Annotated in this window: 26 protein-coding genes; 4 read left to right on the plus strand and 22 right to left on the minus strand. The window is 72.9% G+C overall.

Annotated elements, in window-relative coordinates; genetic code table 11:
• Positions 1 to 85: 85 nt before the first annotated feature.
• The 10 genes from ACZ6KO_RS12530 to ACZ6KO_RS12575 all read right to left on the minus strand — a co-directional run bounded on the left by ACZ6KO_RS12530 (position 86) and on the right by ACZ6KO_RS12575 (position 11,560).
• The gene (locus ACZ6KO_RS12530) at positions 86 to 1,639 is read right to left on the minus strand and encodes an alkaline phosphatase family protein (protein WP_469303501.1); all 1,554 of its coding nucleotides are present in this window, start codon (positions 1,637 to 1,639) and stop codon (positions 86 to 88) included.
• 293 nt (positions 1,640 to 1,932) lie between these two features.
• The gene (locus tag ACZ6KO_RS12535) at positions 1,933 to 3,015 is read right to left on the minus strand and encodes a 2-aminoethylphosphonate ABC transporter substrate-binding protein (RefSeq protein WP_469303504.1); all 1,083 of its coding nucleotides are present in this window, start codon (positions 3,013 to 3,015) and stop codon (positions 1,933 to 1,935) included.
• Between the two features lie 138 nt (positions 3,016 to 3,153).
• Positions 3,154 to 3,951, minus strand: a complete 798-nt coding sequence (locus ACZ6KO_RS12540; RefSeq protein WP_401450500.1) for an ABC transporter permease — start codon at positions 3,949 to 3,951, stop codon at positions 3,154 to 3,156.
• A complete protein-coding gene (locus tag ACZ6KO_RS12545) occupies positions 3,938 to 4,885 on the minus strand; it encodes a 2-aminoethylphosphonate ABC transporter permease subunit (RefSeq protein ID WP_469303506.1) in 948 nt (315 codons plus the stop codon). Before ACZ6KO_RS12545 ends, ACZ6KO_RS12540 begins: the two co-directional genes overlap by 14 nt.
• Positions 4,878 to 5,927 carry an ABC transporter ATP-binding protein gene (locus ACZ6KO_RS12550; protein ID WP_469303508.1) on the minus strand — a complete coding sequence of 350 codons (1,050 nt, stop codon included), beginning with the start codon at positions 5,925 to 5,927 and terminating at the stop codon, positions 4,878 to 4,880. Before ACZ6KO_RS12550 ends, ACZ6KO_RS12545 begins: the two co-directional genes overlap by 8 nt.
• Positions 5,924 to 6,646, minus strand: coding sequence for a phosphonatase-like hydrolase (locus ACZ6KO_RS12555; protein ID WP_469303510.1), 723 nt, complete (start codon positions 6,644 to 6,646; stop codon positions 5,924 to 5,926). The genes ACZ6KO_RS12550 and ACZ6KO_RS12555 overlap by 4 nt, the downstream gene beginning before the upstream one ends.
• A gap of 5 nt (positions 6,647 to 6,651) precedes the next feature.
• Positions 6,652 to 7,773 (minus strand): TIGR03364 family FAD-dependent oxidoreductase, encoded by a 1,122-nt coding sequence (locus ACZ6KO_RS12560; RefSeq protein ID WP_469303512.1) that lies wholly within the window; start codon positions 7,771 to 7,773, stop codon positions 6,652 to 6,654.
• A gap of 156 nt (positions 7,774 to 7,929) precedes the next feature.
• The gene (locus ACZ6KO_RS12565; protein ID WP_401450511.1) at positions 7,930 to 8,691 is read right to left on the minus strand and encodes a GntR family transcriptional regulator; all 762 of its coding nucleotides are present in this window, start codon (positions 8,689 to 8,691) and stop codon (positions 7,930 to 7,932) included.
• 133 nt (positions 8,692 to 8,824) lie between these two features.
• Complete coding sequence (locus ACZ6KO_RS12570; protein ID WP_469303517.1) at positions 8,825 to 9,631, minus strand: hypothetical protein; 807 nt, start codon at positions 9,629 to 9,631, stop codon at positions 8,825 to 8,827.
• Between the two features lie 798 nt (positions 9,632 to 10,429).
• Complete coding sequence (locus ACZ6KO_RS12575) at positions 10,430 to 11,560, minus strand: ROK family transcriptional regulator (protein WP_469303519.1); 1,131 nt, start codon at positions 11,558 to 11,560, stop codon at positions 10,430 to 10,432.
• A 56-nt stretch (positions 11,561 to 11,616) separates the two neighbouring features.
• On the opposite strand from ACZ6KO_RS12575, the gene ACZ6KO_RS12580 reads away from it, so the two are divergent.
• Complete coding sequence (locus ACZ6KO_RS12580) at positions 11,617 to 12,693, plus strand: Gfo/Idh/MocA family protein (RefSeq protein WP_469303521.1); 1,077 nt, start codon at positions 11,617 to 11,619, stop codon at positions 12,691 to 12,693.
• 91 nt (positions 12,694 to 12,784) lie between these two features.
• Here the strand turns inward: ACZ6KO_RS12580 and ACZ6KO_RS12585 are convergent, their stop codons facing one another.
• The 4 genes from ACZ6KO_RS12585 to ACZ6KO_RS12600 all read right to left on the minus strand — a co-directional run bounded on the left by ACZ6KO_RS12585 (position 12,785) and on the right by ACZ6KO_RS12600 (position 15,859).
• Positions 12,785 to 13,642: a fumarylacetoacetate hydrolase family protein gene (locus ACZ6KO_RS12585; protein ID WP_469303523.1), complete on the minus strand. Its 858-nt coding sequence runs from the start codon at positions 13,640 to 13,642 to the stop codon at positions 12,785 to 12,787.
• Between the two features lie 122 nt (positions 13,643 to 13,764).
• Complete coding sequence (locus ACZ6KO_RS12590) at positions 13,765 to 14,493, minus strand: YidC/Oxa1 family membrane protein insertase (RefSeq protein WP_469303528.1); 729 nt, start codon at positions 14,491 to 14,493, stop codon at positions 13,765 to 13,767.
• A gap of 108 nt (positions 14,494 to 14,601) precedes the next feature.
• Positions 14,602 to 14,898, minus strand: coding sequence for a DUF6412 domain-containing protein (locus tag ACZ6KO_RS12595; RefSeq protein WP_469303907.1), 297 nt, complete (start codon positions 14,896 to 14,898; stop codon positions 14,602 to 14,604).
• 118 nt (positions 14,899 to 15,016) lie between these two features.
• Entirely contained in the window at positions 15,017 to 15,859 is an 843-nt protein-coding gene (locus ACZ6KO_RS12600) for a class E sortase (protein WP_469303530.1), read from the minus strand.
• Positions 15,860 to 15,915: 56 nt separating this feature from the next.
• Here ACZ6KO_RS12600 and ACZ6KO_RS12605 point away from each other — a divergent pair, with 56 nt between their 5' ends.
• Positions 15,916 to 16,923, plus strand: a complete 1,008-nt coding sequence (locus ACZ6KO_RS12605) for an SEC-C metal-binding domain-containing protein (RefSeq protein ID WP_469303532.1) — start codon at positions 15,916 to 15,918, stop codon at positions 16,921 to 16,923.
• Positions 16,924 to 16,946: 23 nt separating this feature from the next.
• Here the strand turns inward: ACZ6KO_RS12605 and ACZ6KO_RS12610 are convergent, their stop codons facing one another.
• From ACZ6KO_RS12610 to ACZ6KO_RS12620, 3 genes are all read right to left on the minus strand, one after another.
• Positions 16,947 to 17,933, minus strand: coding sequence for a YDG/SRA domain-containing protein (locus ACZ6KO_RS12610; RefSeq protein WP_469303534.1), 987 nt, complete (start codon positions 17,931 to 17,933; stop codon positions 16,947 to 16,949).
• Between the two features lie 70 nt (positions 17,934 to 18,003).
• The gene (locus ACZ6KO_RS12615) at positions 18,004 to 19,020 is read right to left on the minus strand and encodes a hypothetical protein (RefSeq protein ID WP_469303537.1); all 1,017 of its coding nucleotides are present in this window, start codon (positions 19,018 to 19,020) and stop codon (positions 18,004 to 18,006) included.
• A 35-nt stretch (positions 19,021 to 19,055) separates the two neighbouring features.
• Positions 19,056 to 19,592, minus strand: a complete 537-nt coding sequence (locus ACZ6KO_RS12620; RefSeq protein WP_469303539.1) for a GNAT family N-acetyltransferase — start codon at positions 19,590 to 19,592, stop codon at positions 19,056 to 19,058.
• Between the two features lie 144 nt (positions 19,593 to 19,736).
• Here ACZ6KO_RS12620 and ACZ6KO_RS12625 point away from each other — a divergent pair, with 144 nt between their 5' ends.
• Together ACZ6KO_RS12625 and ACZ6KO_RS12630 are read left to right on the plus strand one after the other, a co-directional pair.
• Entirely contained in the window at positions 19,737 to 19,913 is a 177-nt protein-coding gene (locus tag ACZ6KO_RS12625; RefSeq protein ID WP_469303541.1) for a hypothetical protein, read from the plus strand.
• A 77-nt stretch (positions 19,914 to 19,990) separates the two neighbouring features.
• Positions 19,991 to 20,302 carry a hypothetical protein gene (locus tag ACZ6KO_RS12630; RefSeq protein WP_469303544.1) on the plus strand — a complete coding sequence of 104 codons (312 nt, stop codon included), beginning with the start codon at positions 19,991 to 19,993 and terminating at the stop codon, positions 20,300 to 20,302.
• Positions 20,303 to 20,517: 215 nt separating this feature from the next.
• Here ACZ6KO_RS12630 and ACZ6KO_RS12635 read toward each other — a convergent pair whose 3' ends face one another.
• From ACZ6KO_RS12635 to ACZ6KO_RS12655, 5 genes are all read right to left on the minus strand, one after another.
• Positions 20,518 to 21,837: a DUF445 domain-containing protein gene (locus ACZ6KO_RS12635; RefSeq protein WP_469303546.1), complete on the minus strand. Its 1,320-nt coding sequence runs from the start codon at positions 21,835 to 21,837 to the stop codon at positions 20,518 to 20,520.
• An 84-nt stretch (positions 21,838 to 21,921) separates the two neighbouring features.
• A complete protein-coding gene (locus ACZ6KO_RS12640; RefSeq protein ID WP_469303548.1) occupies positions 21,922 to 22,683 on the minus strand; it encodes a DUF1707 domain-containing protein in 762 nt (253 codons plus the stop codon).
• A gap of 58 nt (positions 22,684 to 22,741) precedes the next feature.
• Positions 22,742 to 23,761 (minus strand): ABC transporter ATP-binding protein, encoded by a 1,020-nt coding sequence (locus ACZ6KO_RS12645; protein ID WP_469303550.1) that lies wholly within the window; start codon positions 23,759 to 23,761, stop codon positions 22,742 to 22,744.
• Positions 23,762 to 23,767: 6 nt separating this feature from the next.
• Positions 23,768 to 24,652: an ABC transporter permease gene (locus tag ACZ6KO_RS12650; RefSeq protein ID WP_469303552.1), complete on the minus strand. Its 885-nt coding sequence runs from the start codon at positions 24,650 to 24,652 to the stop codon at positions 23,768 to 23,770.
• The gene (locus ACZ6KO_RS12655) at positions 24,645 to 25,448 is read right to left on the minus strand and encodes an ABC transporter permease (protein WP_469303911.1); all 804 of its coding nucleotides are present in this window, start codon (positions 25,446 to 25,448) and stop codon (positions 24,645 to 24,647) included. Before ACZ6KO_RS12655 ends, ACZ6KO_RS12650 begins: the two co-directional genes overlap by 8 nt.
• Between the last annotated feature and the right edge of the window lie 65 nt (positions 25,449 to 25,513).

The raw sequence follows: 25,513 nt of genomic DNA on the forward strand, positions 1-25,513 counted from the left end.
CGTGATCACGGGCCCCGCACGGCCCGGGCACGGCCAGGGCCCCGGCACGGCCACGGCCCTGCGGGGCCGTGGCCGCGCGCGGTGATCAGCCCAGGGTGACGTTGTCGACGGTCCAGTACCAGTTGTTGTTGCCGCTGTAGCGGAAGCGGACCTGGACGTCGGTGGCACCGGCCGGGACCTGGAGGCTGAGGGCCTCGCCCTTGGCGACGGCGTCGGCGGTGTAGTTCTTGACCACCGTCGGGGTGCCGCCGTTGTAGGAGACCAGGACCTGCGCGGTCTGGCCGGCCTCCTGACGGTAGTGGGTCTGGTAGCGCAGCGTCGCGACGGAGCCGCCGGTGACCGCCCACTTGGGCGTGATCAGCGTGGAGTCGAAGGTGCCGGTGTGGCTCTTGTCGTCCCACTCGTCGGAGTCGGCGACGGCGAAGACGTCACGGGAACGGACGTTCAGCTCGCGCCACTGGTCGCGCTGCGCCTGGCTCCAGAACTCGTCGGTCGCGAACGCCCAGCCGGCCCACTCGGTGACGCCGCCGGTGCCCATCCTGGAGTTGTCCACCGACCAGCCGGCCGGCGGGGTGTGCGTGAAGCCCTTGACCCCGGCGGGGATGCCCGTCTCGTCCACGCGCGCCTGGAGGGCCGGGCGCAGGGCGTCGAAGGGGTCGCTGTCGGGGGCGTTCAGCGGTACGCCGTCCAGGCCGGCCGTGGAGACGCCGACGTGCTGGAGCGCGGTCGCGGCGACGTCGACGAGACGGACGTCGTCACGGACCGAACCGGCCGGGATACCCGCCCCCTTGGCGATGACGAAGGTGCCGCGCTCGGCGATGGAGGAGCCGCCGTGGCCGCCGGAGCCGGTGTGCCCGTGGTCGGTGGTGACGAGGATCTTCCAGTTCTCCTGGGCGTACGTCGGACGCTGCTGGACGGCGGTGAGCACCTGGCCGACGAGCGCGTCGACGCGGGCGATGGCGTCGAGGTACGCCTGGCTGCCCGCGCCGCTGGAGTGGCCGGCGGCGTCGACCTCGCCGAAGTAGACGAAGGAGGCGTCCGGGTTGCCGGTGCGCAGCTCGGTGGCGGCCGCGGCGGCGATCTTCGGGTCCTCGTTGCGGTAGCCGTCGCGGTCGCCCTTGAGGGAGAGGCGCTTGTCGACCTTCGGGGAGAAGATCGGGCCGTTCTGGTCGGTGGAGGTGATGGGCTCCCAGTCGGCGGCCGCGTAGGTGTTGAGCGCCGGGTTGGCGTTCTCGGCGCGCGTCAGGAAGTCCGGGTACGCGGTGTAGTTCTTGCCGTTGAAGGAGTTGTCCTTCACGCCGTGCTTGTCGGGCCAGACGCCGGTGGCGATGGTCGACCAGCCCGGGCCGGAGGAGGTGGCGCCCATGGGGTTGGCGTACAGGGTGCTCTTGGCCGTGAGGCCCTGGGCCATCAGACCGTTGAGGTGGGGGGCGTTGGCGGCCTTGACGCGGTCGACGACCACGCCGTCCAGGCCGATGACGAGGACCTTGTCGGTGTTCGCGGCGGCGGCAGCGGCAGCAGCGGCGGGGACGGCCGCGGTCGCGGCGCCGGCCGGGGCGGCGGCGACGGTGGCGGCGATCAGGGCGGCGGCCGAGGCGGTCAGGGCCACGGCACGGCGTCCGGGCAGGACAGGGGACACGTACTCCTCCTGGGAGCAGGTGGTGAAGGACGGGGGTGCGGGTGCGGCACGCGTTTGGTCCAGACCCGTTATCAAAGCGATGCACGAGCGACCGGTCCAGAGCATGTCCGGCCCGCATGGCCGCCCGGTTAAGAGCTGATTGCGCTCGCCCGTCGGCCTCCGGGACGAGAGCCGCCGCCCGCGTGAACGCGGCGGTGCCCCGCCGGAGGATCCGGCGGGGCACCAGGGGAGGAACGCAAGAGCGGAAGTACGGTTGACCGGTTGAGGCGACGAGCCGTGGAGCGCGCCGGACGTCAGCTGCCCGTCGCGGCCTTCCAGGCGTCCACGTACGACGAGAGGTTCTTGTCGATGTCGGCCCAGTCGGGCTCGAAGATCTCGACCCCGCCCATCAGCTTGGTGAGTTCGACGGCGTTGGCGTCGGTGGGCTTGACGTCCGTACGCGCCGGGAAGCCGCCGCCGACCTCGCTGACCAGCTTCTGGGCCTCCTCGCTGAGCAGGTAGTCCAGGAGCTTCTTGCCGTTCTCGGAGTGCGGGCCGTCGGCCACCAGGCCGGCCGCGTACGGGAGGGCGAAGGAGGTGGGCTTGCCGCCGTCCTTGGCGGGGAACCAGATGCCCAGGTTCGGCATGGACTTGGACTGGGCGAAGTTCATCTGCACGTCGCCGTTGGCCACGAGCAGCTCGCCCTTGTCGGTCTTGGGCGCGAGCTTGCTGGTGGAGGAGGACGGGCCGACGTTGTTGGCCTGGAGCTTCTTCAGGTACTCCATCGCCGGCTCCTTGCCGCCGAAGTCGTGCATCGACTTGATGAGCACGGCGGTGCCGTCGCCCGCGACGCCCGGGGTGGAGTACTGCAGCTTGCCCTTGTACTTGGCGTCCAGCAGCTCCTCCCACGTCTTGGGCGCGGCGGGGAGCTCCTTCTTGTTGTAGATGAACCCGAAGTAGTTGTTGACGACCGAGGTCCACTTGCCGTCGGGGGCCTTGTCGGCACCGTTGACCTTGTCGGAGCCCTGCGGCTTGTAGGACTGCAGCAGCCCCTTGCCGTCGGCCTGCTGGATGAACGGCGGCAGCGTGATCAGCACGTCGGCCTGGGTGTTGGTCTTCTCGCGGACGGCGCGCTGCACCATCTCGCCGGAGCCGCCCTCGACGTACTTCACCTCGATGCCGGTCTTCTTGGTGAAGTCGGCGAAGACCCTGTCGTACCAGCCGTCGCCCTTGTCGCTCTTGAGGCCGTCGGCGCTGTAGACGGTGACGACCTTCTCGCCACCGCCCTTGGACTCGGCGGAACCGGAGGTGTCGGACGAACCGCCGCAGGCGGTGAGGGAGGCGGCGAGGGCGAGGCTGCCGGTGAGGGCGGCGAGGGGGCGGACGTAACGGGACATGGCGTGGAGCTCCTCGGGACAGGGACTGCGGGGAGATGCAGGGCGGTGCGGGGAGGTGCGGCGGCGCGGGGGGTTGCGGGGGTGGTGCGGGGGTGGTGCGGGGGTGGTGCGGGGATGCCGGCTACGGCTGGGGAGGGGCTAGCGGTAGGTGGCTCTGGTGCGGATACGGGAGACGGCCAGCAGGACGAGCAGGGTCGTGGCCATCAGGACCACCGCCACGGCGGAGCCGCTGAAGAGCGAACCGCGGTCGGTGGCAGTGAAGATACGGACGGGCAGCGGGAGCCAGTCCGGCGGGTAGAGCATCATCGTGGCGCTCAACTCGCCCATGGACAGGGCGAAGCAGAGTCCGGCCGCCGCGGTGAGGGACGGCAACAGGAGGGGCAGTTTGACCCGCCACAGCACGTACGCGGGACGGGCGCCCAGGGACGCCGCCGCCTGCTCGTACGCGGGATCGAGACGGACGATCGCGGCCGACACCGACTGGTAGGCGAACGCCGTGACAAGGATGGTGTGCGCGAGGATGACGATGCTGCTGGTGCCGTTGAGCAGCAGCGGCGGCCGGCTGAAGGCGACGAGGACGGCGAGGCCGACGACCACGGACGGCACGGCGACCGGCAGCATGAACAGGGCGTCCAGCGTCCGCTTCCCGCGCTTCCTCAGGCCGGCGGCCGCCAGGGCCGCCCAGCTGCCGACGGTGAGGGCGAGCACGCTCGCCACCACGGCCGTCACCAGGCTGGTGGTCAGCGCCTCCAGGGACTCGCCGCGGACGGCCGCGGCGTAGTGCTCGGTGGTCGGGTCGGAGGGGAAGGCCCCGGACCAGTGGCCGGCGAAGGAGGCCGCGACGACCACGAGCAGGGGCAGGGCGAACAGCGGCAGGAAGAGGACCCCGAAGACGCCCCAGGCGGCCCAGCGGCCCGCCTTGCTATGCACCAGCACGCTTGCTCACCACCCGGTAGAGGCCGAACAGGCCGACGGAGATCGCGATGTTGACGACGGCGACCACACAGGCGGCCGGGTAGTCGGATTCGAGGATGGCCTTGCCGTAGATGAGCATCGGGAGGGTCGTGACGCCCTTGGCTCCGGTGAAGAGGACGATCCCGAACTCGTTGAGGCACATGACCAGGACGAGGCTGCCGCCGGCACCGAGCGCGGGGAGCGCCTCGGGCAGGATCACCCGGCGGATGATCCTGCCCGGCCGCGCGCCGAGGCTGGAGGCCACCTCCAGCTGCGCGGTGTCGAGCTGGGAGAACGCGGCCAGGAGCGGGCGCATGACGAACGGGGTGAAGTAGGTGATCTCCGCGAGGAGGACGCCCCACGGCGTGGTCAGGAAGTGGAACGGGCCCTCGGCAGCGCCGGTGAGGTCGGTCCAGACCCCGTTGGCCATGCCGACCGTTCCGTAGATGAACAGGAGGGCGAGGGTGATGAGGAAGGAGGGGAAGGAGAGGAAGACGTCGATGAACTTGGCGACGGCCCGCGCCCCGGGGAAGGGCACGAAGGCGATGATCAGCGCGAGGGTGAACCCGAGGACGAGACACCCGGCGGTGGCGCCGACCGCCAGCCACACCGTGGTTCCCAGCGCGTCCCGGAAGGCGTTCGAGCCGAAGACGCCGGCGTAGGCGGAGAAGGCGCCGCCGCCGTTGTCGGGGGTGAGGGACTGCTGGACGACCAGGGCGAGCGGGTAGAGGAAGACGAGGGCGAGCACGGCGAGCGGGGGCAGCGCCCACACCCAGCCCGGTACGCCGCGCGGGCCGCGGGCGGGGACGGGGCCGGGGGCGGGGGCGGGGGCGGGGACGGGGACGGCACCCGGGTGGGCGGGCGGCCGCTCCTGGAGCGTGCGGGTGTCCGTGGCCGGACCCGTGGCCTCAGCCATGGGACACCCCGGCCGTCAGGAGGACGGCGTCGCGGGGTTCGAAGTGCAGGGTCACCTCGTCGCCCAGGGCCGGGGTCTCGCGCAGTTCGGGCAGGTCCGCCTTGACGCGGTGGCCGGCCACGTCGACGTACAGCCGGTGCGTCGAGCCGCGCCACTGGACCTCGGCGATGTGCCCGCGCAGGGCGTTGGGCCCCTCGCCCAGGGCCAGCAGGTGCGGGCGTACGCACAGGGTGGCGCGCGAGCCGGGCGCGGCGCTGCCGACGTCGAGGGTGAGGGCGCGGCCCTCGAAGACCGCGCCGGAGTCCGCCACCGTCACCGGCAGGAGGTTGGCGTTGCCGACGAAGGACGCGGTGAACTCCGTACGCGGGGCGCGGTACAGCTGCTGCGGGGTGCCGCAGTCCTGGAGGCGGGCCCGGTCCATGACGGCGATCCGGTCGGCGAGCGTGAGCGCCTCGACCTGGTCGTGGGTGACGTAGAGAATCGATACGTCGGGCAGTTCACGGTGCAGCCGGGCCAGTTCGGCGAGCATCCCGGAGCGCAGCTGCGCGTCGAGCGCGGAGAGCGGCTCGTCCAGCAGCAGCACGCCCGGCCGGATGGCGAGCGCGCGGGCGATGGCGACGCGCTGCTGCTGGCCGCCGGAGAGCTCGCGCGGGTAGCGCTTGGCGTACGCGCCCATGCCGGTCATCTCCAGGGCCTCGGCGACCCGGGCGGGTATCTCGGCCTTGGGGGCCTTCTGCGCCTTGAGGCCGAAGGCCACGTTGTCCTCGACCCGCATGTGCGGGAAGAGCGCGTACTGCTGGACGACCATGCCGATGCCGCGCCGGTGCGGCGGCAGCCCGGTGACGTCGCGGCCGCCGATCAGCACCCGGCCGGAGACCGGGGTGACGAAGCCGGCGACGGCCCGCAGCGCCGTGGTCTTGCCCGAACCGGAGGGCCCCAGCAGCGCCATGACCTCGCCCGGCTCGACGGTCAGGTCCAGGGAGTCCAGGACGGTCGTGCCGTGGTAGGCGACCGAGACCGCGTCGAAGCGGATGCCGCTCACGGCCGCTCCAGGAGGGCGGGCAGCTGCGCGACGGAATCGAGCACGTGGGTGGCGCCGTGTTCCTCCAGGGCCGCGCGGCCGTGCGCGCCGGTCAGCACGCCCGCGACCAGGCCGGCGCCGGAGCGGGTGCCGCTGAGCATGTCGTACGCGGTGTCGCCCGCGACGACGATGTCGCGTACGTCGTCCACGGCGCCGGTGCGCAGGAACGCGGCGAGCACCATGTCCGGGTACGGGCGGCCGCGGCCGCCGGCGTCGGCGGGGCAGAGGGTGAGGTCGGCCAGGTCCTGCCAGCCGAGGGCGTCGAGGATGGCGTCCTGGGTGACCCGGGCGAACCCGGTGGTCAGGGCCACGGTACGGCCGTCGGCGCGGAGCTTTTCGATGGCCTCGCGGGCGCCGGGGACCGGCTCGATCAGGCCGCCGTCGACGAGTTCGGCGTACGCCTGCTCGAAGGCGGTGTTGGCCTGCCGGGCGAGGTCCTCGGTGCCGAAGAGGTGACGGAAGACCGAGATCTTCGACTCGCCCATGGTGTCGCGGACGTACTGGAGCTTGGCGTCGTGGTCGGCGGAGCCGGGCTCGACACCGAGGCGCTGCGCGGCGCGCTCGAAGGCGCGCTCGACGAGCCCGCCGTCGGCGACGGTGGTACCGGCCATGTCGAGCACGACGAGCGCGCGCCGCCGGTCATTGTTGCTGTTGCTGCTGCTGCTGTGGATGTCGCTCATGTTCTCTACCAGCCCAGTTCGTTCGCGGTGGTCTCGGCTATGGCGGGCGAGCACGTCATGCCGCGGCCGCCGGGTCCGGTCACCAGCCAGACGCCGTCGCGCACCTGCTGGCGGTGGACGACGCGGGAGGTGTCGGTGCACTGCGCGTACACGCCCGCCCAGCGGTGCTTGATCTTCGGCAGCGGGCGGCCCAGGAAGGACTCGACGACCTCGGTGAGGTGGTCGTAGGGGTCTTCGAGGGTGTCGAAGGCGAAGGGGTGCTCGTACTCGTGGGTGTCGCCGATGGTCAGACCGCCGTCCAGGCGCTGGACCATGAGCAGCTGCATCTTGTGCGCGGCGGCGATCGGGGCCTGCGCCTGCTCGGCGTTGAGCGCGTCCAGGGCGGCGGACTTGTACGCCGGGTAGTAGCGGAAGCTGTCGGCGTCCGCGACCGAGGTGGTCAGGGCCTCGCCGAGGGGCTCGGTCTGCATCATCTGCAGGCGTACGCGGCGTACGGGCAGGTCGGGGACCAGCTCGCGGACCACGCCGGACAGCCAGGCGCCGGTGGCCAGGACGACCGCGTCGCCGCGGTGGACGTCACCGTGGTCGTCGCGGACCGCGGCGGCGCCGACGACCTCGCGCACCTCCCGTCCAGGCAGGAAGGTGTAGCGGCCGGTCGCCCGGAGGGCCTCGCGCAGGTGCAGCTGGGCGGTGCGCGGCTCGACGGCGGCGTCGCGCTCGCACCACAGGGCGGCCTCGAAGTCGCCGCGCAGGGCGGGGTTGATGGCGCGCGCCTCGTCGGCGGTGACCAGTTCGTAGCCACGGGCGGCGGCGTCGGGGCGGGCGACGGCCGCCTCGGCGACCGCGTACTCGCGGGCCCCCCGGACCGGGGTCAGCGATCCGATGGCGCGGAAGCCCAGGCCGGGGACCCGCTCACCGATCCGCTCCCAGAGCTCGCGGGCCCGCAGGGCGGTGTCGAGCTCCGCGCCCCCGGCCCGGCCACTGACCCAGATCTGGCCGAAATTGCGCAGTGAGGCGCCGCGCGCCTCGGCCTCACGCTCGATCTGGACGACCTCGTGGCCGCGTTCGACTGCTTGCCAGGCGTGCATGGTGCCGACCACGCCGCCTCCGACGACTATGACTCTCACGTCGGCAACGGTGGTCGCGGACCATGACCCGGAAAGGTCCGACGGGCAACGGAACGGTGAACAGGCCTCGACGGTTGGACTAGACCCGTTATCTTTCTGTGATACACAGGTGCCCGTTTCGGGCGTAATGCGCAGGGGGAGTGGGGTGGGAACGGGCTATTCGGGACGCAGGTGGGTCGTGAAGCTGAACCGATCACCACGGTAGAGCGAACGGACCCGCTCCAGGGGACGGCCGTCCTGGTCGCGCGAGAAGCGGTGGATGAGGAGCATCGGGAGGGCCGGCGGCGTACCGATGAGCAGTGCCTCGCGGGGGGTGGCGAGGACGGTCTCCAGCTTCTCGTCGGCGTCGCCGAAGCTGATGCCGAGGCTGTCCTTGAGGTAGAGGTAGAAGGAGGAGTCAGGCTTGAATTCGACGTCCAGGCGGGGGGCGCGGGCGACACGGATGTAGGTGCTCTCCAGGCCCACGCGCTCGTCGTCGGCGAGCAGGACGCGCTCCATGTGCCAGACGGGCTCGCCGGGTTCGGCGCCGAGGGCGGGGGCGAGGTCGGGCGGGCAGGGGAACTGTTCCAGTCCGATGAGGTTACGGCCGGGGCGCCGGCCCTGGCGGCGTACGCCTTCGGTGTAGCTGGCCAGCGACAACGGCTGTTCCAACTTGGGCCCGGCGACGACGGTACCGCGCCCGGAACGCCGGAGCCGGCCCTCGAGCAGCAACTCGCGCAGGGCCTGGCGCACGGTCTCGCGGGAGACCTCGTACCGCTCGGCCAGATCGCGCTCGGTGGGGAGCAGCCCGCCTTCGCCGAGCTCCTCGACGAGCTCGGAGATGCGGGCCTTGACGGCGTAGTACTTGGGGATGCGCCCGTGCTCGGGAATGCCGGAGCGGACGGGCGAGCCGGGGCGGTGCTGGGTCGGTTCTTCCACGGAGGGACTGTACGGGGGGAAGGGGACGGGGGCGGTGCGCGGGTTGCCGCATGGACCAGGACCGTGGGGCGGACCGGGACCGTATGGCGGACCTGCCGGGCGGACGAGGACTATCGGGTTTGGATGGTGTGGATCAGGACTGTCGCCTCAGACGGCGGGCCGCGACGAGCAGGGCGGCGCCGGCGGTGGTGGCGGCGAAGGCGGCGATGCCGTATCCGGCGGCGGGGCGGCCGGTCCGGTCACCGGCGTGGGCGCCGGTATGGGCCAGCGAACCGGCGGCCTCGGACGGCTCCCGCGGTCCCTCGACGCTGAACCGGTACCCACCGGCCTCGCCGACCCAGTCGCCGTCGTCGCCCTTGCGCTGGACGAGGGCCGCGTCGGCGAGGACCTCGCCGGTGGGGGCGTCGGGGGCGAAGGCGAGGCGCACCTTGACGGTGACGGTGCCGCCGGGACCGACGGCGAAGCCGGGGAAGGCACTGCCGCCGTCGAAGACGGCGACGATCTCGTCGCGGTCGGTGCGTTCGAGGCTGACATGGAAGGGGCCGCCGGGGGCGTCGAACTCCATGCGCAGGTGGGCGGGGCGCAGCAGGCGGGCCTGGTCGGTGAAGACGACCACGGGGTGGATCGCCGTGCAGTTGCCGGCGGTCATGTTCGTCAGGTCCAGGTACCAGGCCTGCGGGTCGCCACCGGTCCGGTAGACAGCGGGGCCGCCGCGGATGCGGGCACCGATGGGGAAGGCGGTGCTCCTGCCGTCCCCGCAGGTGGCCTTCGCGCGGGAGGGCAGGGCGGGTGCGGGCCGGGCGCCCGGGCCGGCGCCGGAGCCGGACCCGACGTCCCGGGTGGGCGGCGGTGCGGGCACGGTGGCAGCCGCGGCGGTGGCGGCCGGCGCGGCGACGGCGACCAGGACGGCGGTGAGGGCAAGGGCTTTGCGTGCGCGCATGAAGGGCCTTCGCAGCTCGCCGGACGATGATCTGACGAGGTGACAATCACCCCGCCCTCCCGCACCCTCCCACGCCGGCCCGCCATCCTCCTCCAAGACGCCACCCAGCACCGCCCGGTTTACCCCCATTCAGCCGAAACCGTCAAGCGCGCTGAGCCGCGACGGCGGCGAGCCCTCCGAGAACCGAGCCGCCCGAGGCGACGGGCCCCGGGACAACACCATGCGGCCCGAAAGGCACCCCGTCGCCCGCCCCGGGCCGTCGAGGGCGGCCGAGGCGACGGACCCAGAAAAGCACCGTGCGGCCGGGAAGACAGCTCCCGCCTCCTCTGGGCCCTTCGAAGGCCGGAGCGGCCGAGGCCGCGGGGTCCCGGAGGACACCGTGCGGCTCGGAAGGCACTCGGTCGACCTGCGGCCCCGGGGCGGGTCACCGGATTCGGCGGGCACACCCGGCCCGCAGCCGCCGACGGCGCTCGGCCGACGACAGAGAGGCCGGCCCTCCACCCCCGCGTCACGGGCGGTGCGGGCGGGAAACCAGCCCGCGCGCAGCGCGGGCCACCCCGCACGGGCGTGAGGCCTCCAACGGCGCCGCGGGCAGCCCACGCGGAGGCGGCCAGCGGCCACGAAGCCTCCGACGCAGATCGGTACGCCGTACCGGCCCGGCCCTCCGACGACGCACGGCCACCCCCGGCGTGCCACCCGCACGGGACGTGCAGCCACCCCCCGCCGAGCACCGGGCACCGGGCGAGGGGCACCAGGCGACGGGGCGACCGTCGCTCCGCCCGGCGCCGCGGCCCACCGTCACCCCGCCCGCCCGAACAGCAGCGGCCCCAGCACCAGCTCCGCCGCCCCCTCCGCCACCCCGCCCCCCGCCAGGCCGACCGACGCCACCACCGGCCCCAGCGCCCGCTCGGCCAGCACCTGCCGTACCCCTGAGACGAACACCTCCGGCGCCGCCCGTACCACCCGCCCGCCCAACCGCACCCGCTCCACGTCCAGCAGCGCGACCAGGTTCGCCGCCGCCTCCCCCAGCACCCGCGCCGCCTCGCGGACATCCCCCCGCGCCACTGCCGCCAGGCACAGCGCCTCCACGCACCCCCGCGCCCCGCACCGGCACACCGGCCCGTCCAGCAGCAGCACCTGGTGCCCGAATTCCCCCGCCCCCGACCGCACCCCCCGGTACACCTCGCCGTCCAGGCACAGCCCGGCCCCGACACCCGTTCCCACGTGCAGGTACGCGGAGCTGCCCGGACCCAGCCCCGCCGCCCCGGCGTTCGTGTCCTTGTCCAGGACCACCGGCCACCCCAGCCGCCCAGCCAGCACCTCCCGCAACGGGAACCCCGCCCACGCGGGGAAACCCGTCACCCGCCCCAGCACCCCGGCCTCCCGGTCCAGCGGCCCGGGCGCCGCGACACCCACCCCCACAACCGGCACACCGGCCCCCGCCACCACCCCCGTCGCCGTCGCCGGGACCACCGGCACCACCACACCCACCGCCCGCACGACCGCGTCGACGACCGCCGCCGGTCCCTCCCCCAGATCCAGCCCCCCGCGCCACTGCGACACCACCCGCCCCGCCAGGTCCACGCGCACCACGTGCAGCTCGTCCCGGTCCAGGTGCACCCCCACCGCGTACCCGGCCTCCGGCACCAGTCGCAGCAGAGTGCGCGGCTTGCCGCCCGTCGACGCGCCCCGGCCCGCCTCGGCCACCAGCCCCTCCGCCCGCAGCCGCGCCGTGATCTTGCTGACGGCCTGCGGCGTCAGCCCCGTACGGTCGGCCAGTTCGCCCCGGCCGATCCCCTCGGCCCCCGCGCCCCGCAGCAGATCCAGCACCAGCGCCCCGTTGTGGCTGCGCAGCGCCGGCAGATTGAAGCCCGCGTTGCCGCCACTCGCCCCGCCACTCCCCGTGCCACCCCTGTTACCCCTGTTCACGCACCCATTCTCCCCTCTCCTTGCACTTCGGCAACACTGTTGCCAAAGTGGCGTCCATGAACGCCCCCACCCGCCCCCTCCGCGTCGGCCTCATCGGCTACGGACTCGCCGGCTCCGTCTTCCACGCCCCGCTCGTCGCCGCCACCGCGGGCCTGGTCCTGGACACCGTCGTCACCTCGAACCCCGAGCGCCAGGACGCCGCCCGCGACGCCCACCCGGACGTGACGATCGCGTCCCACCCCGACGAGCTCCGGGACCGCGGCCTCGACCTCGTCGTGATCGCCTCCCCGAACAAGACCCACGTCCCGCTCGCCACCACCGCCCTGGAAGCCGGCACCGCGGTCGTCGTCGACAAGCCGCTGGCCGCCACCGCCGCCGAGGCCCACGCCCTGGCCGCGCTCGCCGACCGGAGCGGCACGTTCCTCTCCGTCTTCCAGAACCGCCGCTGGGACAACGACTTCCTCACCCTGCGCCGCCTCCTCGCCTCCGGCGAGCTCGGCGAGATCCAGCGCTTCGAGTCCCGCTTCGAACGCTGGCGCCCGCAGCTCAAGGGCGGCTGGCGCGAGTCCGGGGCGCCGGAGGAGATCGGTGGCCTGCTCTACGACCTGGGCAGCCATGTCGTGGACCAGGCGCTGGTGCTCTTCGGTCCGGCCGTCCGGGTCTACGCCGAGGCCGACGTACGCCGCCCTGGCGCCGAGACCGACGACGACACGTTCATCGCCCTCACCCACGCCGGCGGGGTCCGCTCCCACCTGTACGTCAGCGCCACCACCGCCCAGCTGGGCCCGCGCTTCCGCGTCCTGGGCTCGGCAGCCGGGTACGTGAAGTACGGCCTGGACCCGCAGGAGGCCGCGCTGCGCGAGGGCCGCCGCCCGGAACCGGGGCAGCCGTGGGGCGAGGAACCGGAACACTGCTGGGGCCGCGTCGGCTCGGGCGAGTCCCCGCTGACCGGCGGCGGCCGGCCCGAGCCGACCGTCCCCGGCGACTACCCGGCGTACTACGCGGCGGTCGAGGAGGCCCTGCGCACCGGCGGCCCGGCCCCGGTCACCGCGCACGAGGCCGCGGCCTGCCTGGCCGTACTGGAGGCGGCGCACCGCTCCTCCCGGGAGGGCGTGGCCATCACCCTCGACTGAACCGTCTGGACCGAACGGCCGGGCGGAACCGGCCGGACGGTGCCGGGAGCCGGGAGCCGACGGGAAACACGCCGGAGCCGGGCGCCGGTGACTACGCGCTCTTGAACTCCTGGCGCTGCCGCCCGAGCCCCTCGATCGCCACCTCGACCACGTCACCGGCCCGCAGGTACGGCTTCGGCTCCGGCTGGCCCATCGCCACGCCCGCCGGCGTGCCGGTGATGATGACGTCGCCCGGGTGGAGCGTCATGAACTGGCTCAGATACCGGACCACCTCGCCCACCGGGAAGATCTGGTCCGAGGTCTCGCCGTCCTGCTTGAGCTCACCGTTGACCCACAGCTTCACGTCCAGGGCCTGCGGGTCCGGAATCTCGTCGGCCGTGACCAGCCACGGTCCGAGCGGGGTGAAGGTCTCGCAGTTCTTGCCCTTGTCCCAGGTGCCGCCGCGCTCGATCTGGAACTCCCGCTCGGAGACGTCGTTCACGAGCAGGTAGCCGCCGACGTGCGCGAGGCCCTCCTCGGCGGTGTCCAGGTAGCGGGCGGTGGCGCCGATGACGACGCCGAGCTCAGCCTCCCAGTCGGTCTTCACGCTGCCGCGCGGGATCAGCACCGTGTCGTCCGGGCCGACGACCGTGTCGGGCGCCTTGAGGAACATGATCGGCTCCTCGGGCGTCGCCGCGCCGATCTCGGCGGCGTGACCGTGGTAGTTCAGGCCGATGCCGACGATCTTGCCGATCCGGCCGACCGGCGCACCGGTGCGCAGCCCCTCGCCGTCGAGGACCGGAAGCTGCCCGGACTCCGCCGCGTCGCGCACCCGGGACAGCACGGACGCATCGGCGAGCAGTCCGCCGTCCACATCCGTGATCAGGCCCGACAGGTCGCGCAGGATCCCGTTCTGGTCGAGCAGCGCGGGGCGCTCCGCCCCCACCGGTCCGACACGCAGCAGCTTCATGGGCATTCTCCCGTGGTCGAGGGTGGTCGGCCCGCGGGCATGCCCCGGGCCGGACGATGGGTTGCGGCCATCGGAGGATTGGTTGATCCTCCAAGAAGGCAGCCCAATCCGCAAGACCCTGTTCACAGACTGGAACGCACCGCAGCGCCGACCCTCTCCTCCCCGCGGCTCGCCCGGTTCTTGCGCCACTCCAGCCAGATCCGCTCGGCGACCGTCCACGCGGTGGTCGTGAGCAGGTAGAGCCCGGCCGCCAGCGGCACGATGGCAGCGGTGATCAGCGTCCCGAACGACAGCAGCGGCAGCACACCGATCACCTTGCGTACGGCCTCCTCCTGCTCCGGAGTCGGCACCGGACCCGTGCGGCCGCCCGCGCGCGCCGACTTCCCGGCGGCGGAGCCCCCTGCTCCACCCGCGACGCCCGCGACGCCGGCCGTGCGCGCCGCCCGGCGGCCCCGGACCGCGCTCCACGCCGCTACGGCGGCGATCGCCGCGAACAGCCCGAGGAACACCAGCCCCGACTCCCCGACCAGCCCGCCGTCCCCGAGGGCGTCCGCCCACCGGTCCCCGAGCGGCGCCGCGAACAGCCGGTGGCCGAGCAGTTCGTTGGCCGCGCCGCCGACCTCGGAGGCGGAGAAGGCCTGGTACATCACGAAGAACACCGGCAGCTGGAGCAGCACCGGCAGGCACCCGGCCATCGGGGTCGCGCTCCGGAAGGCGGCCCGGTTCAGGGGGTGCAGGACCAGCCGTACCAGCAGGGTGAACAGCACGATCGCCGCAGCGGTCGCGGACTGGGCCAGCACCGGCTCCAGCAACTGGGCCAGCTCGGCAACAAGGTGGGTGAATACGGACACGCGGGCCCTCCGAGGGGTCTCGTCGAACGTCGAAAACGGGTTTCGGCGTGACGACCCACGAGGGGCGACAACAGCGGTGTGAAGGGTGAGGAAGCGGGCTGAGCGCCCCTACGCGGCCGTCAGGACGGGACGACCGGGCGCCCTGGGACGCGACTTGCCCTGCGCGTCGGGATCGCGCTGCGGCAGGAACGCCGTGCGCTGCTCGCGATCACGGATCGCGGTACGTATTCGGTGTGGCGGCACGGGGCGCGCAGCGCGCGCCGCGAAGGCGGCACAGGCCACCAGGGCCACCCCGGCGGCCGCGGTGGCCGCCACGGTCACGAGGGCCGCGAAGCCGCCTTCGCCGAACAGCGCCGCCGGCCCGAGCACCCCGAACACGCTCAGGAGCAGCACGGACACCCACATGTTCCTGCCCACAGGTGCCCCCTCCCGGCATCGGCAACGCTATGCAACGCAACGCAACGACTCGCGATTCGAGTACGGATTCGATCTTAGCCACCGCCACCCGTCGACGGCCTCACTCTCAAGTCGCATCTTTCAGCGTCCCCCATACGACCAACCGGTACTTGGAGGTGTACTCGGGCGTGCACGTCGTGAGCGTGATGTACGCGCCGGGCTCGGCGTAGCCGTACCCGGGCTTCACCGCACTCCGCGGTACGGGCGCGATGACGCCCGTGTCCCGTTCCGTGGTCTCCGGGAGCACCTTCCCGACCACGTACGTGAACCGCCTCCCCTTCACGTCGACCAGCAGCTCGTCCCCCGCCCGCAGCCGGTTGATGTACCGGAACGGCTCGCCGTGGGTGTTGCGGTGCCCGGCCAGCGCGAAGTTCCCCGCGGCCCCGGGCGCCGCGGTCCCCGGGTAGTGCCCGGCGTACCCCTTGTCCAGCACCCCGCGCTTGCCCACGCCCTCGGCCACCGGTACGACCACCCCGAGCCGGGGGATGCGCAGCACGGCGTACGCCTGGTCCAGCCGCGGCCCCGACCCGGGCCCGGCCGGCTTCCCCCCGCCGGGCGCCGGCCCGGCCGACGCCGTACCGCCACCCCCGCCCGCGGCGGGCACCTCCGGCACGACCGGCACCCCCGGCACCACCGGCTCATCCGACGCATCCGGCACAACCGCCCCGCCAGCACCCCCGGCCGATGCCCCGGTACCGTCGGCCGGCGCGTCGGCCGTCCCGCCGGCCCACTCCCCCTCCAGCCCCCGCACCAACTCCCGCGCCCCGGCCGCCGCCTGCCGATTGGTCCACCACACCTGATGCACCACCAGCAACGCGACCACCACCCCCACGGTGGTGATCACCTCGGCCCCGACCCACAGCATCCGCGCGACCCGCACCCGCCATACCCGCACCGTGTGATCTCGCACGGCCCGCACCTTAAGTCCTCCCCCGTCAACTGACCAGCGGCAGTACGGTGTGAACCATGCGCCCCGACACGCCTGCCGAGCACATCGCCGAAGCCGAGCGCCTCATCCGCACGGCGACCCGCTACCCCGAGGACCAGGAGCCACTGCTCCTCCAGGCCGCGGCCCACCTCGAACTGGCCGACGCCCGGGACCGCGCCAGCGCCCTCTACGACCAGCTCCTGTCGGCCTCACCCGCCAAGCCGCACCTGATCAAGGCGCTCCAGGCGGCCAACCTGTGGGAGTACGGACACGAGGCCGAGGCGCGCGCCCTCATCTCGGGCATCCGCGACGCCGCCCCGACCGACCCGGCCCCCTGGGAGGTGATCGCCGAGGCCCTGGAGACCCACGACGAACTCGACGCCTCCCACGAGGCCTTCACCCAGGCGGCCACCCTCCTGATCTCCGACGACGCCCCGCTGACCCCCGCCACCACCGCCCTGCTCACGGGCCGGCACCGGGTACGCCGCCTCCTCGCCCTCCCCCACGACGACTGGGACATGGTGGCCGACACCCGCCACACCGGTCCCATCCCGCTGGACGAGCTCCACGACCCCAAGCGCATCTGGGCCCTGGGTTCCAACGACCCGGCCGAGCTCCGCGCCGAGATCGCCCGCCTGCGCGCCGAACTCGGCGACCGCCGCGCCGCGCTCTCCCGCCCGTTCCCGGTGGCCCTCCTGCACTGGCCGGCGGCGGAACTGGCCGAGCTCATCACGGCGTACCCCACCCTGAAGGCGGAGTACCCCTCCCATACGGCTCACCTGACGGAGATCGAGGCCTCCCTGCGCGCCCTGGCGGCCTCGGGCACGACGAACCTGGGCATCGTGACGGCGAGCGTCCCCTCGTACGAAGCCTTCGCGGCGTCCGAGAAGACCTCCCCGGCCTCCCCGTCCCTCCTCCCCGAGTACGCCACGACCCTCGCCGCCCGCGGCAAGGCCACCCCCTGGCCCCCCACCCCCACGGCCCCCTGCTGGTGCACCTCGGGCAAGCCGTACACCCACTGCCACGGCGAGGCATCGCGACCGTGAGCCGCTGACAGGAAGGGCGCGGGCTACTCGCCGGTGGTCTCACCCCAGAGCTTGTCCCACCATTCACGCTGGTAGCGGGCGTATCCGGGGTGAAGCCCGTGTCCCTTCTTCATCAGCAGCTTGGGCCGCGTCGTCCGAGGTTCTCCCTCGGGCGCGCGGTCGATCACCGACCAGTCATCATCGAAAGAGATGGCACCGAGGTCGAGACGCACATGGCAGTTCGGGCAGAGGCAGAGGATGTTGCGCTCGACGTCGGGGCCCCGGTGGGGCGCGGCGAGCGGCTTCAGGTGGGCGCCCTGGCTGTACGGCTTGGAGCCCGCGCCGACCAGCCGTATGCCGCAGGTCTGGCACTGGCCGTCGTAGAGCTCCTTGATCCGGCGGGCAGCGGCCGTATCGCGGATCATGCGCTGAACCTGCGTGGTGCGGGTCTGCGGGAACTTCTCCCCGTCACCGAATCCGAGCACTTCAGCTGCGGAAATCTCGATCTGCGTGAGCTCCTGCGCCGGCTCCGGCAGGCGCTCGAGGTCGAACTGACAGATCTCGATGGGCTCACCAGCCGGGCCGACGGCGTGCTGGGAGGTGGCGGTGCGGATCGCCGTAATCACGTACAGACCGTCGTAGCGATAGCCGGACTTCGGCGAGTACCGGGCATCACCCTTGTGACCACGAAGGATGCGGATGGGATGCTTCCGCTCCCAGCTGAGCTTCAGCGCAGCGTTGTCGCGGTAGTCCCAACTCTGACTCTTCATGGGCTGCTTGGTTTCGGGGTGCTTCTCCGCGTCCGGCGAGGCTCCGGTGTAGCGGATCTGATGCCACGCATCGTCATCGTCGAGATAGCCGCCGCTGAGGACGATCGCATCGGATACGTACGTACCGTCCGCGCCCTTCAGCCGGGAGATGCCACGCATCGTGTCGCTGTGCAACGACGCGTCCCGGACGTCCGTTCGCCGTTCAAGCACGATGCCCGGTACGACGCCTTCGATATGCCCGATGACTCTCTCTGCCTTCATCAGCTCACCCTAATCGTCGTGGTTCTCCATCCGGCAGACCTTTTCCGCCCGCTCCTGCCCCCCTCCTGCCCTACATCGGGAGGGCGAGTTGTTGGTGGCCGCGGGCCCGGGCCGTGGGGGGTGTGGGGCGGGTGGTGGCCAGGGTGAGGAGGGTGCGGAGGGCCGCGGTGACCTCCGTCGGGGTGGCGCGCAGGATCGAGGGCGTCGTGGAGACGACCAGGATGCCGTGGGCTTCGAGGTGGAGCCTGCGGCGGAGGGTGGCGTGCCAGGAGTCGCGCGTGTAGTGGTACTCCGCCGAGTCGATCTCCAGGGCCACGCCCTCGTCCGGCCAGTACGCGTCGGGGCTGGCCAGGAACGTGCCGTCCGGGGTGTGGAGGCGGGCGTTCCACAGGGGTTCGGGGAGGTCGGTGGCGGCCAGGGCATCGCGGGCGTGGGCCTCGGCGATGGAGCAGACGCCGGCCAGGAGTTCGGCGGCGGCCGCGCGGACCGCGGGGCGGGCCAGGAGGCGGCCGGCGCGCAGTTCGGCGTACAGGTCCGTCGGATGGCACCAGCCGGACTGGACGGTGTTGGCGAGGACCGAGCGGACCAGGTCGGCGTCGGGGGCGCCGGCCCGGGAGGCGAAGTCGGCCGCCGCGCGCAGGGGCCGGGTGCAGGGGATGCCGGAGACGGACATCGTGGCCGGCCAGCGCCTGGTGGGCAGGGGACGGACACCGGGCTGGGGTGTCAGTCTTCGGGGTGCCCGGATCAGGACGTCGTGCGGGGTGGGCGAGGCGTCGCGGATGCCGAGCAGGGCGAGGGCCGCGCCGCCGGTGAGGGCCGCCGTGGCGCCGGAGAGCGGGTCTCCGGTGGGGTCGGCGGCGTACAGGACGGCGGCCAGTGCGCGTTGGTGGCGCGAGGGCGGGCCGGTCTGGAGGAGGTAGACGCGGGGCAGCAGGCGTTGCCAGGGGCCGCCGGGGCGGGTGCGGCGGGTGAGGGTGGCCGGGGAGAGGCCGGTGTGGAGGAGCTGGGGGCGGGTGGCCAGGTTGAGTTGACGGTGGGTGGGGTGGGTGGGGTGGGTGGCTTGGCGTGGTGCGGCTGAGGGGTTCATGGTCCGGCTATGCCCGCCGGAGGGGGTGGTGACGCTCAGTGATCGGGGTGATCGGGAGAGAGGAAGACGAGGACGCCGTTCGCGGTGCCGGGCAGCGGGGTGACCTCGTGCCAGCCCAGGCGGCGGTACGTCGCCACGGTGTCCGTGGCCTTGCGGGCGGTCAGCAGCCAGGCGCGCCGGCCGGGGGCATCGGCGGTGATCTCGGCGAGGAGGGCACGGCCGGTGCCGTGTCCGCGGGCGTGGGCGCGGACGGCGAGTTCGTCGATCTCCAGGGCGCCGACCAGGAGTTGCCTGACGCGGTCGGGGCCGAGCTGGGCCGCGACGTGCACGTACGAGCGGTCGGCGGGGAAGGGATCGCGGGTCACCCAGGCGGTGGCGAAGCCGTCGATGCCGGCGGCCGACTGGACGAAGGCGGTACGGAAGCCGGGGCGGCGGGCGTCGGCCTGGAGCCGGGACCCGAACTGACGAATGGTTTCTTCGTCCTCGTTCCACGGCGGGGCGGCGAAGACGTCGGCGTAGGCGTCGACCAGCTCATCCGCGAGATCGAGGACGGCCGGTCCGTAGGAGATCACGATTGTCCGCTCCTGGTGATGTTCTCCGGTTTTCCGGGTTCTTGGCTGGAAGAGTGAATTTACGGGGTGCGGGTTCCGGAGGTGGGCGGATGGGCGGATCCGGCGAGTGTGCGACAAATCGCCTCTCCTGTCGTTGAACACCGCGTGGACCGACTGCTGCTCGGCGCCGGCGGCGCCGCCGTCTCCTTCCTTCTCGTCCTCGGGGGCGTGGCCCTGCTGCCGGACGCCCTGCGGGACTCGGTGCCCGACAGCGTGATCGGTGGTGTGGTGCTGGTGCTGGGGGTGGTGGGGGCGCTGAGGTTGGGGCGACGGGCGCGTTAGCCTCGGGTCGGGCGCGGGTCGCAGGACGCGGCCGTCGCGCGTTCAGGTGTGGACTACGTACGGGGAGTTGATCGGCGATGGCACAGGTACCGACGGCGGCGGTGGCCGCTGCGGGGTTGGTCGGTGGGTACGCGGTCGCGCGGTGGACGCGGAAGCGGCCGCTGGGCGGTGTCGTCCTGGGCGCGGCCGGGGTCGCGGCCGGGCGGGAGTGGCACCGGCGTGCCGGGGCGCCGGTCGCGGCGGCGCTGGGTGCGCTGTACGTCGGCGGGTTCGCCGGGGCGCATCCGCTGGCGAAGAAGGTGGGGGCCTGGCCGGCGGTGCTGGGTGTGGCGGGGGTGGTAGGGGCGGCAGCCTGGGCCACCGTTGACCGGCGGCGCGTGCGGGCGTAGGGCCGGGCCCGGGTCCGGAACCCCCACATTCCGGCCCCCGGACCCCCCACCGGCCCCGCGGGCCCGGGGCCCGGAGGCCGGGGGGTCCGGGAGCCCACCCAGAGCACCCGAGGCCCGGGCCACCCCCGAGCACCCGAGGCCCGGGCCACCCGGAGCACCGGGGCTAACCAGCAGCGTCGGGTGTGGGTGAGGCGTTGCGGGGCCGGTGCGGGGTGCTACGCCCCCAGGGCCTTCGACGCCGTGTAGATCAGCAGGCCCGCCAGGGCGCCCACCACCGTGCCGTTGATGCGGATGAACTGCAGGTCGCGGCCGATGTGGGCCTCGATCTTGCGCGAGGTGTGTTCCGCGTCCCAGCTCGCCACCGTGTCCGTGATCAGGGACGTGATCTCCGCGCGGTACGTCGTCACCACGTACACCACCGCGCCCTCGATCCAGCCCTCCACCTTCGCCTGGAGGCGATCGTCCGTGGCCAGCCGGCGGCCCAGGGAGATCAGGGACGCCCGCACGCGCAGGCGCAGTTCGCTCCGCTCGTCCTCCGCCGCGGAGATGATCATGGTGCGGATCGCCGTCCACGCCGAGGCGATCACGTCCTGGACCTCGTCCCGGGCCAGGATCTCCGATTTCAGACGCTCCACCCGCACCCGCGTCCGGGTGTCCGACTGCAGGTCCGACGCGAAGTCGTGCAGGAAGCGGTCCACCGCGCCCCGCGCCGGGTGTTCCGGCATGTCGCGCATCTCCGTGACGAAGCGCAGCAGCTCCTTGTAGACGCGCTCGCCGACCTTGCGGTCCACGAAGCGCGGGGTCCAGCCCGGTGCACCCCCCTGGACCGCGTCCGAGATCGAGTCGCCGTGCGTGACCAGCCAGTCGTGGGCCTTCGCGCAGACCAGGTCCACCACCCGCCGGTGGCCGCCGTCCGCGACGACCCGCTCCAGCGTCTTGCCGATGCCCGGCGCGATCTCCGCCGTCTCCGCGCGCCGCGTGATGGCCTCGCCGACCACCGCCTGGACGTCCGAGTCGCGCAGGACCGTCAGCGCACCCCGCAGCGCGGTGGCCAGTTCCGCCGTGACGCGGTCCGCGTGCGCCGGCTCCGCCAGCCACGCGCCCAGCCGGCCGCCGATGCCCAGGGCGTGCAGGCGGTCGCGCACGACCTCCGAGGAGAGGAAGTTCTCGCCGACGAACTCACCGAGCGAAACGCCCAGCTGGTCCTTCTTGGTCGGGATGATCGCCGTGTGCGGGATCGGCAGGCCCAGGGGGCGGCGGAAGAGGGCGGTGACCGCGAACCAGTCCGCCAGCGCGCCCACCATGCCCGCCTCTGCAGCGGCCGCCACATACCCGGCCCAGGCGCCCGCCCCCTCCTGCTGGGCCCACTTCGCGAGGACGTAGACCAGCGCCACCAGCACGAGCAGGCCGGTGGCCGTCCTCTTCATGCGGCGTACGCCGCGGCGGCGTTCCTCGTCCGCCGCGTTGAAGACGAATGAGCTGGATGACACGCGGGCCTGCCTTCCCCCCGGGGGCGTCGTCGGGTTTGTCTGCATAGCATCCGACTCCCGGGAGGCTCCGAGAGTTCCCGACGGCTCCCGGCGCGTCGCCCCGATCGCCCGGTCACCCCCGTCGCCCCGCTACAGCTCCTTGCGGGTCTTGCCCCGGCCCAGGTCCTTGCGCGCCTTCACCTTGATCTCCACCCCGCCCCAGAACGCCAGGCCGGTGATCACCACACGCGGTGCCCCGGGATCCGCCGGCGGCGGGCTGTCGCGCTGGTCGAAGGCGCCCATGATGCCGATGCCACGCACGTCGACCTCCACCCCCGGCGGTACGGCGATCTCGATGCCGCCCATGATCGCCACGCACGTGATCTCGACCTCGCGCTCGGCGAAGTTCGCCTCGCGCAGGTCGATCTCGCCGCCGCCCCAGAACGCCACCGCCGTGAAACGGCGCGGCACCGTCCAGTGCCCCTTGCGCTGGAACCCGGACATGATCGCCACGGCCCCCGAGGAGGTGCCCGCGCCGCCGATCCGGGCGGGCCAGGACGTTCCGGTGCCCGGCGCCGGCCGGTCGCCGGGCACGGGCGGATAGGCCTGGGCGACCGCCGGGAGGTCGCGCGTCAGCGGTTCCAGTTCGGCGTACGTACGGGACGTGTACGCCGCCTCCAGCCGCTCCTCGAACTCGTCCATGTCGAGCCGGCCCTCGGCCACGGCGTCCCGCAGCCGCTCCACCACCCGCTCACGGTCCGCGTCCGACGCCCGCAGCGCCGGCTGCGCCGGCTGCGGATCGGACGCCGGGGTGCTCCCCGCCGGCTCCTTGCTCAGGTCCGCCTTCCGCGGGGCCGCCCCGTCCACGTCCGCCTTCTCCGGCAACGGCTTCTCCGGCCGCTCGTCACTCATGGGCACAGCCTATTCAGTACGCCATCCATGTCATACGACTTGATCGCGCGGAAACGCACTACCCCCGCCCGGCGTACATCCGCGCGATCACGTCCTCGATGTCCGGCTCCCGCACCGACAGGTCCACCAGCGGGTACCGCTCCGCCACCGCCGCCACCAGCGGCGCCGCCGATGATCCCGCCGGGAACGCCAGCCACTGCCGCGGCCCCTCCACCCGCACGATCCGCGCGCCCGGCAGTTCGATCGGCGGAAGTTCCCGTTCCAGGTCCACCACCAGCGTCCGCTCGATCTCCTCCCCCGCCCCCGCCGCCCCCGCCGCGTGCAGACCGCCCAGCGGCCCGTCGTACATCAGCCGCCCGTGGTCGATCACCATCACCCGCTCGCACAGCTGCTCGATGTCCTGGAGGTCGTGCGTGGTCAGCAGCACCGTCGTACCGAGCTCCTCGTTCAACTGCCGCAGGAATCCCCGCATCTTCGCCTTGCTCACCACATCGAGCCCGATCGTCGGCTCGTCCAGGTACAGCACGTCCGGATCGTGCAGCAGCGCCGCCGCGATGTCCCCGCGCATCCGCTGCCCCAGCGACAGCTGCCGCACCGGTACGTCCAGCAGCTCGCCCAGGTCCAGCCGCTCCACGCAGCGCGCCAGGTTGCGCCGGTAACGGTCGTCCGGGATCCGGTACATCCGGCGCATCAGGCCGTAACTGTCCTTCAGCGGCAGGTCCCACCACAGCGTCGTGCGCTGCCCGAACACCACCCCGATCCGGTGCGCCAGCCGGGTCCGCTCTCGCGCCGGGTCGATCCCCGCGACCCGCAGCCGGCCGCCACTCGGCGTCAGGATGCCCGTCAGCATCTTGATCGTGGTGGACTTGCCGGCGCCGTTCGGACCGATGTAGCCGACCATCTCACCGCGCCGCACCGTGAACGAGATCCCGTCCACCGCCCTGACCTGCCGCTTCTCCCGCCGCCACAGACCGGTGCGGCGCCGGACGTCGAAGACCTTCGCCACCTCCTCCAGTTCGATCACCAGCTCCGTCTCCTGCGATGCCGACCTCGGCGTCGACGTCGATGTCGTTGACATCGGTCCTCAGCTCCCCGTACTCCGGTACGAACGGACACCCGCGCGCCACGCCAGCGACGCCGGTACGAACACCACGAACGCCACCAGCGGGCTCGCGTACGCCAGCCACCCCGGCAGCCCCAGCGGATCGGGCCGCCCCAGCACCTCCAGCGCCGGCAGCCAGTTGACGAACGCCAGCGGCACCACGAACGTCACCCCGCGCAGCAGCTCCTTGGCGAAGATGGTCGGCGGGTACTGCAGCATCGTGTTGCCGCCGTACGTGAAGGAGTTCTGCACCTCCGCCGCGTCCCCCGCGACGAACTGGAACGCCGCCCCCGCCACCATCACCGCCCCGAAGATCGCCGCCCCGGCCACCACCATCACGGGCACCAGCAGCACCCGCCCCACCGTCCAGTCCACGTCCAGCACCGAGAGCGCCCACCCCAGCACCGCCAGCCCCTGCACGATCCGCCCGACCCGGCGCAGCGCGAAGCGGTCCGCCGCGACCTGCGCCAGCACCGGAACCGGCCGTACCAGCATCGTGTCGAGCGAACCGTCACGCACCCGCGTCCCGATCCGGTCGGTGTTGCCCAGGATCAGGTCCGCCAGCCCCAGCGAGGCCGAACACGAGCCGTACAGCAGCCCGATCTCCGCCAGCGAGAACCCGCCCAGCGCGTCCACGTGCCGGAACATGACGAAGATGCCGACGAAGTCGAGCCCGGTGATCGCCGCGTTGCCGAACACCGACAGCAGGAACGACGTCCGGTACGTCATCGTCGCCCGGATCCACATGGCCACGATCAGCCCGTAGCCGCGTACGCCCTCCAGCGCGCGGTTGCGCTCCGGGATCCCGGCCGGCTCCCGCCGCACCGCCACCCGCTCGCCGCCGCCGGCCGTCGTCGCCTCAGCCACCCTGGACCACCACCTTCCGCGTCGCCGCGGACTGCAGCAGCCGCCCGCAGCCCAGCAGGACGACCGCCCACAGCAACTGGAAGCCCAGCGCGGGCGCCGCGCCGCCCGCCCCCGCGTGCTCGCCCAGCAGCACGTCCAGCGGCACCTGGAGCATCGCCGCCCACGGCAGCGCGCGCACCAACTCCCCGAAGGCGCCCGGGAAGACCGTCAGCGGCAGCAGCATCCCCGAGAAGAAGATCGAGACGACGGTCGCGACCAGGTTGAGACCGGACCCGTCGAGCAGCCAGAACGCCACCAGCGCCAGCAGGTAGCGCAGCGCGAAACCCACCACCAGCCCCAGCGTCACCGACACCAGGAACAGCAGCCAGCGCACCGGATCGGCGGGCAGCGCCAGCGGGAACGCCAGCGCCCCCGCCACCAGCGGCACCACGCCCCGCCCGACCAACTGGAAGGCGGCCCGGCCCAGATCGGCCGCCAGCCACCACACCTGCAGATCGGCGGGCCGGTACAGGTCGACCGCGATGTCACCCGTACGGATCCGCTCCTGGACCTCCTCGTGGAAGCCGCCCCCGATCAGCGCACCCGCCGCCAGCAGCGCCTGACTGACCCACACGAAGGTCAGTGCCTGCGCCATGTCGTAGCCGCCGAGCCCGGGACGCTGCTCCCACAGCGCGATGTACGTGAAGGCGACGATGAACCCGAAGACCGTATTGGTGAACACCCCGGCCGCGGTCGCGGTCCCGTAGGTGGCGTAGCGGCGGAAGCCGCCCGCGGCGACCGCCAGATACAGGCGCACGTGCAGGCGCACCCTGTCTCCCCTCCCACTCGTTTCCCTGCGTCGGCCAAAGCGCGCGAGCTTAG

Source organism: Streptomyces sp. NPDC042102 (genome assembly GCF_055582305.1).

Bases quoted from the DNA above. Each gene is read 5' to 3' on its own strand.
- ACZ6KO_RS12640 (WP_469303548.1), bottom strand. From the start codon at position 22,683: ATGAGTGACGAGCGGCCGGAGAAGCCGTTGCCGGAGAAGGCGGACGTG.
- ACZ6KO_RS12580 (WP_469303521.1), top strand. From the start codon at position 11,617: ATGAACGCCCCCACCCGCCCCCTCCGCGTCGGCCTCATCGGCTACGGA.
- ACZ6KO_RS12605 (WP_469303532.1), top strand. From the start codon at position 15,916: ATGCGCCCCGACACGCCTGCCGAGCACATCGCCGAAGCCGAGCGCCTC.
- ACZ6KO_RS12630 (WP_469303544.1), top strand. From the start codon at position 19,991: ATGGCACAGGTACCGACGGCGGCGGTGGCCGCTGCGGGGTTGGTCGGT.
- ACZ6KO_RS12570 (WP_469303517.1), bottom strand. From the start codon at position 9,631: ATGCGCGCACGCAAAGCCCTTGCCCTCACCGCCGTCCTGGTCGCCGTC.
- ACZ6KO_RS12610 (WP_469303534.1), bottom strand. From the start codon at position 17,933: ATGAAGGCAGAGAGAGTCATCGGGCATATCGAAGGCGTCGTACCGGGC.
- ACZ6KO_RS12555 (WP_469303510.1), bottom strand. From the start codon at position 6,646: ATGAGCGACATCCACAGCAGCAGCAGCAACAGCAACAATGACCGGCGG.
- ACZ6KO_RS12535 (WP_469303504.1), bottom strand. From the start codon at position 3,015: ATGTCCCGTTACGTCCGCCCCCTCGCCGCCCTCACCGGCAGCCTCGCC.
- ACZ6KO_RS12595 (WP_469303907.1), bottom strand. From the start codon at position 14,898: ATGTGGGTGTCCGTGCTGCTCCTGAGCGTGTTCGGGGTGCTCGGGCCG.
- ACZ6KO_RS12635 (WP_469303546.1), bottom strand. From the start codon at position 21,837: ATGCAGACAAACCCGACGACGCCCCCGGGGGGAAGGCAGGCCCGCGTG.
- ACZ6KO_RS12645 (WP_469303550.1), bottom strand. From the start codon at position 23,761: ATGTCAACGACATCGACGTCGACGCCGAGGTCGGCATCGCAGGAGACG.
- ACZ6KO_RS12585 (WP_469303523.1), bottom strand. From the start codon at position 13,642: ATGAAGCTGCTGCGTGTCGGACCGGTGGGGGCGGAGCGCCCCGCGCTG.
- ACZ6KO_RS12615 (WP_469303537.1), bottom strand. From the start codon at position 19,020: ATGAACCCCTCAGCCGCACCACGCCAAGCCACCCACCCCACCCACCCC.
- ACZ6KO_RS12545 (WP_469303506.1), bottom strand. From the start codon at position 4,885: ATGGCTGAGGCCACGGGTCCGGCCACGGACACCCGCACGCTCCAGGAG.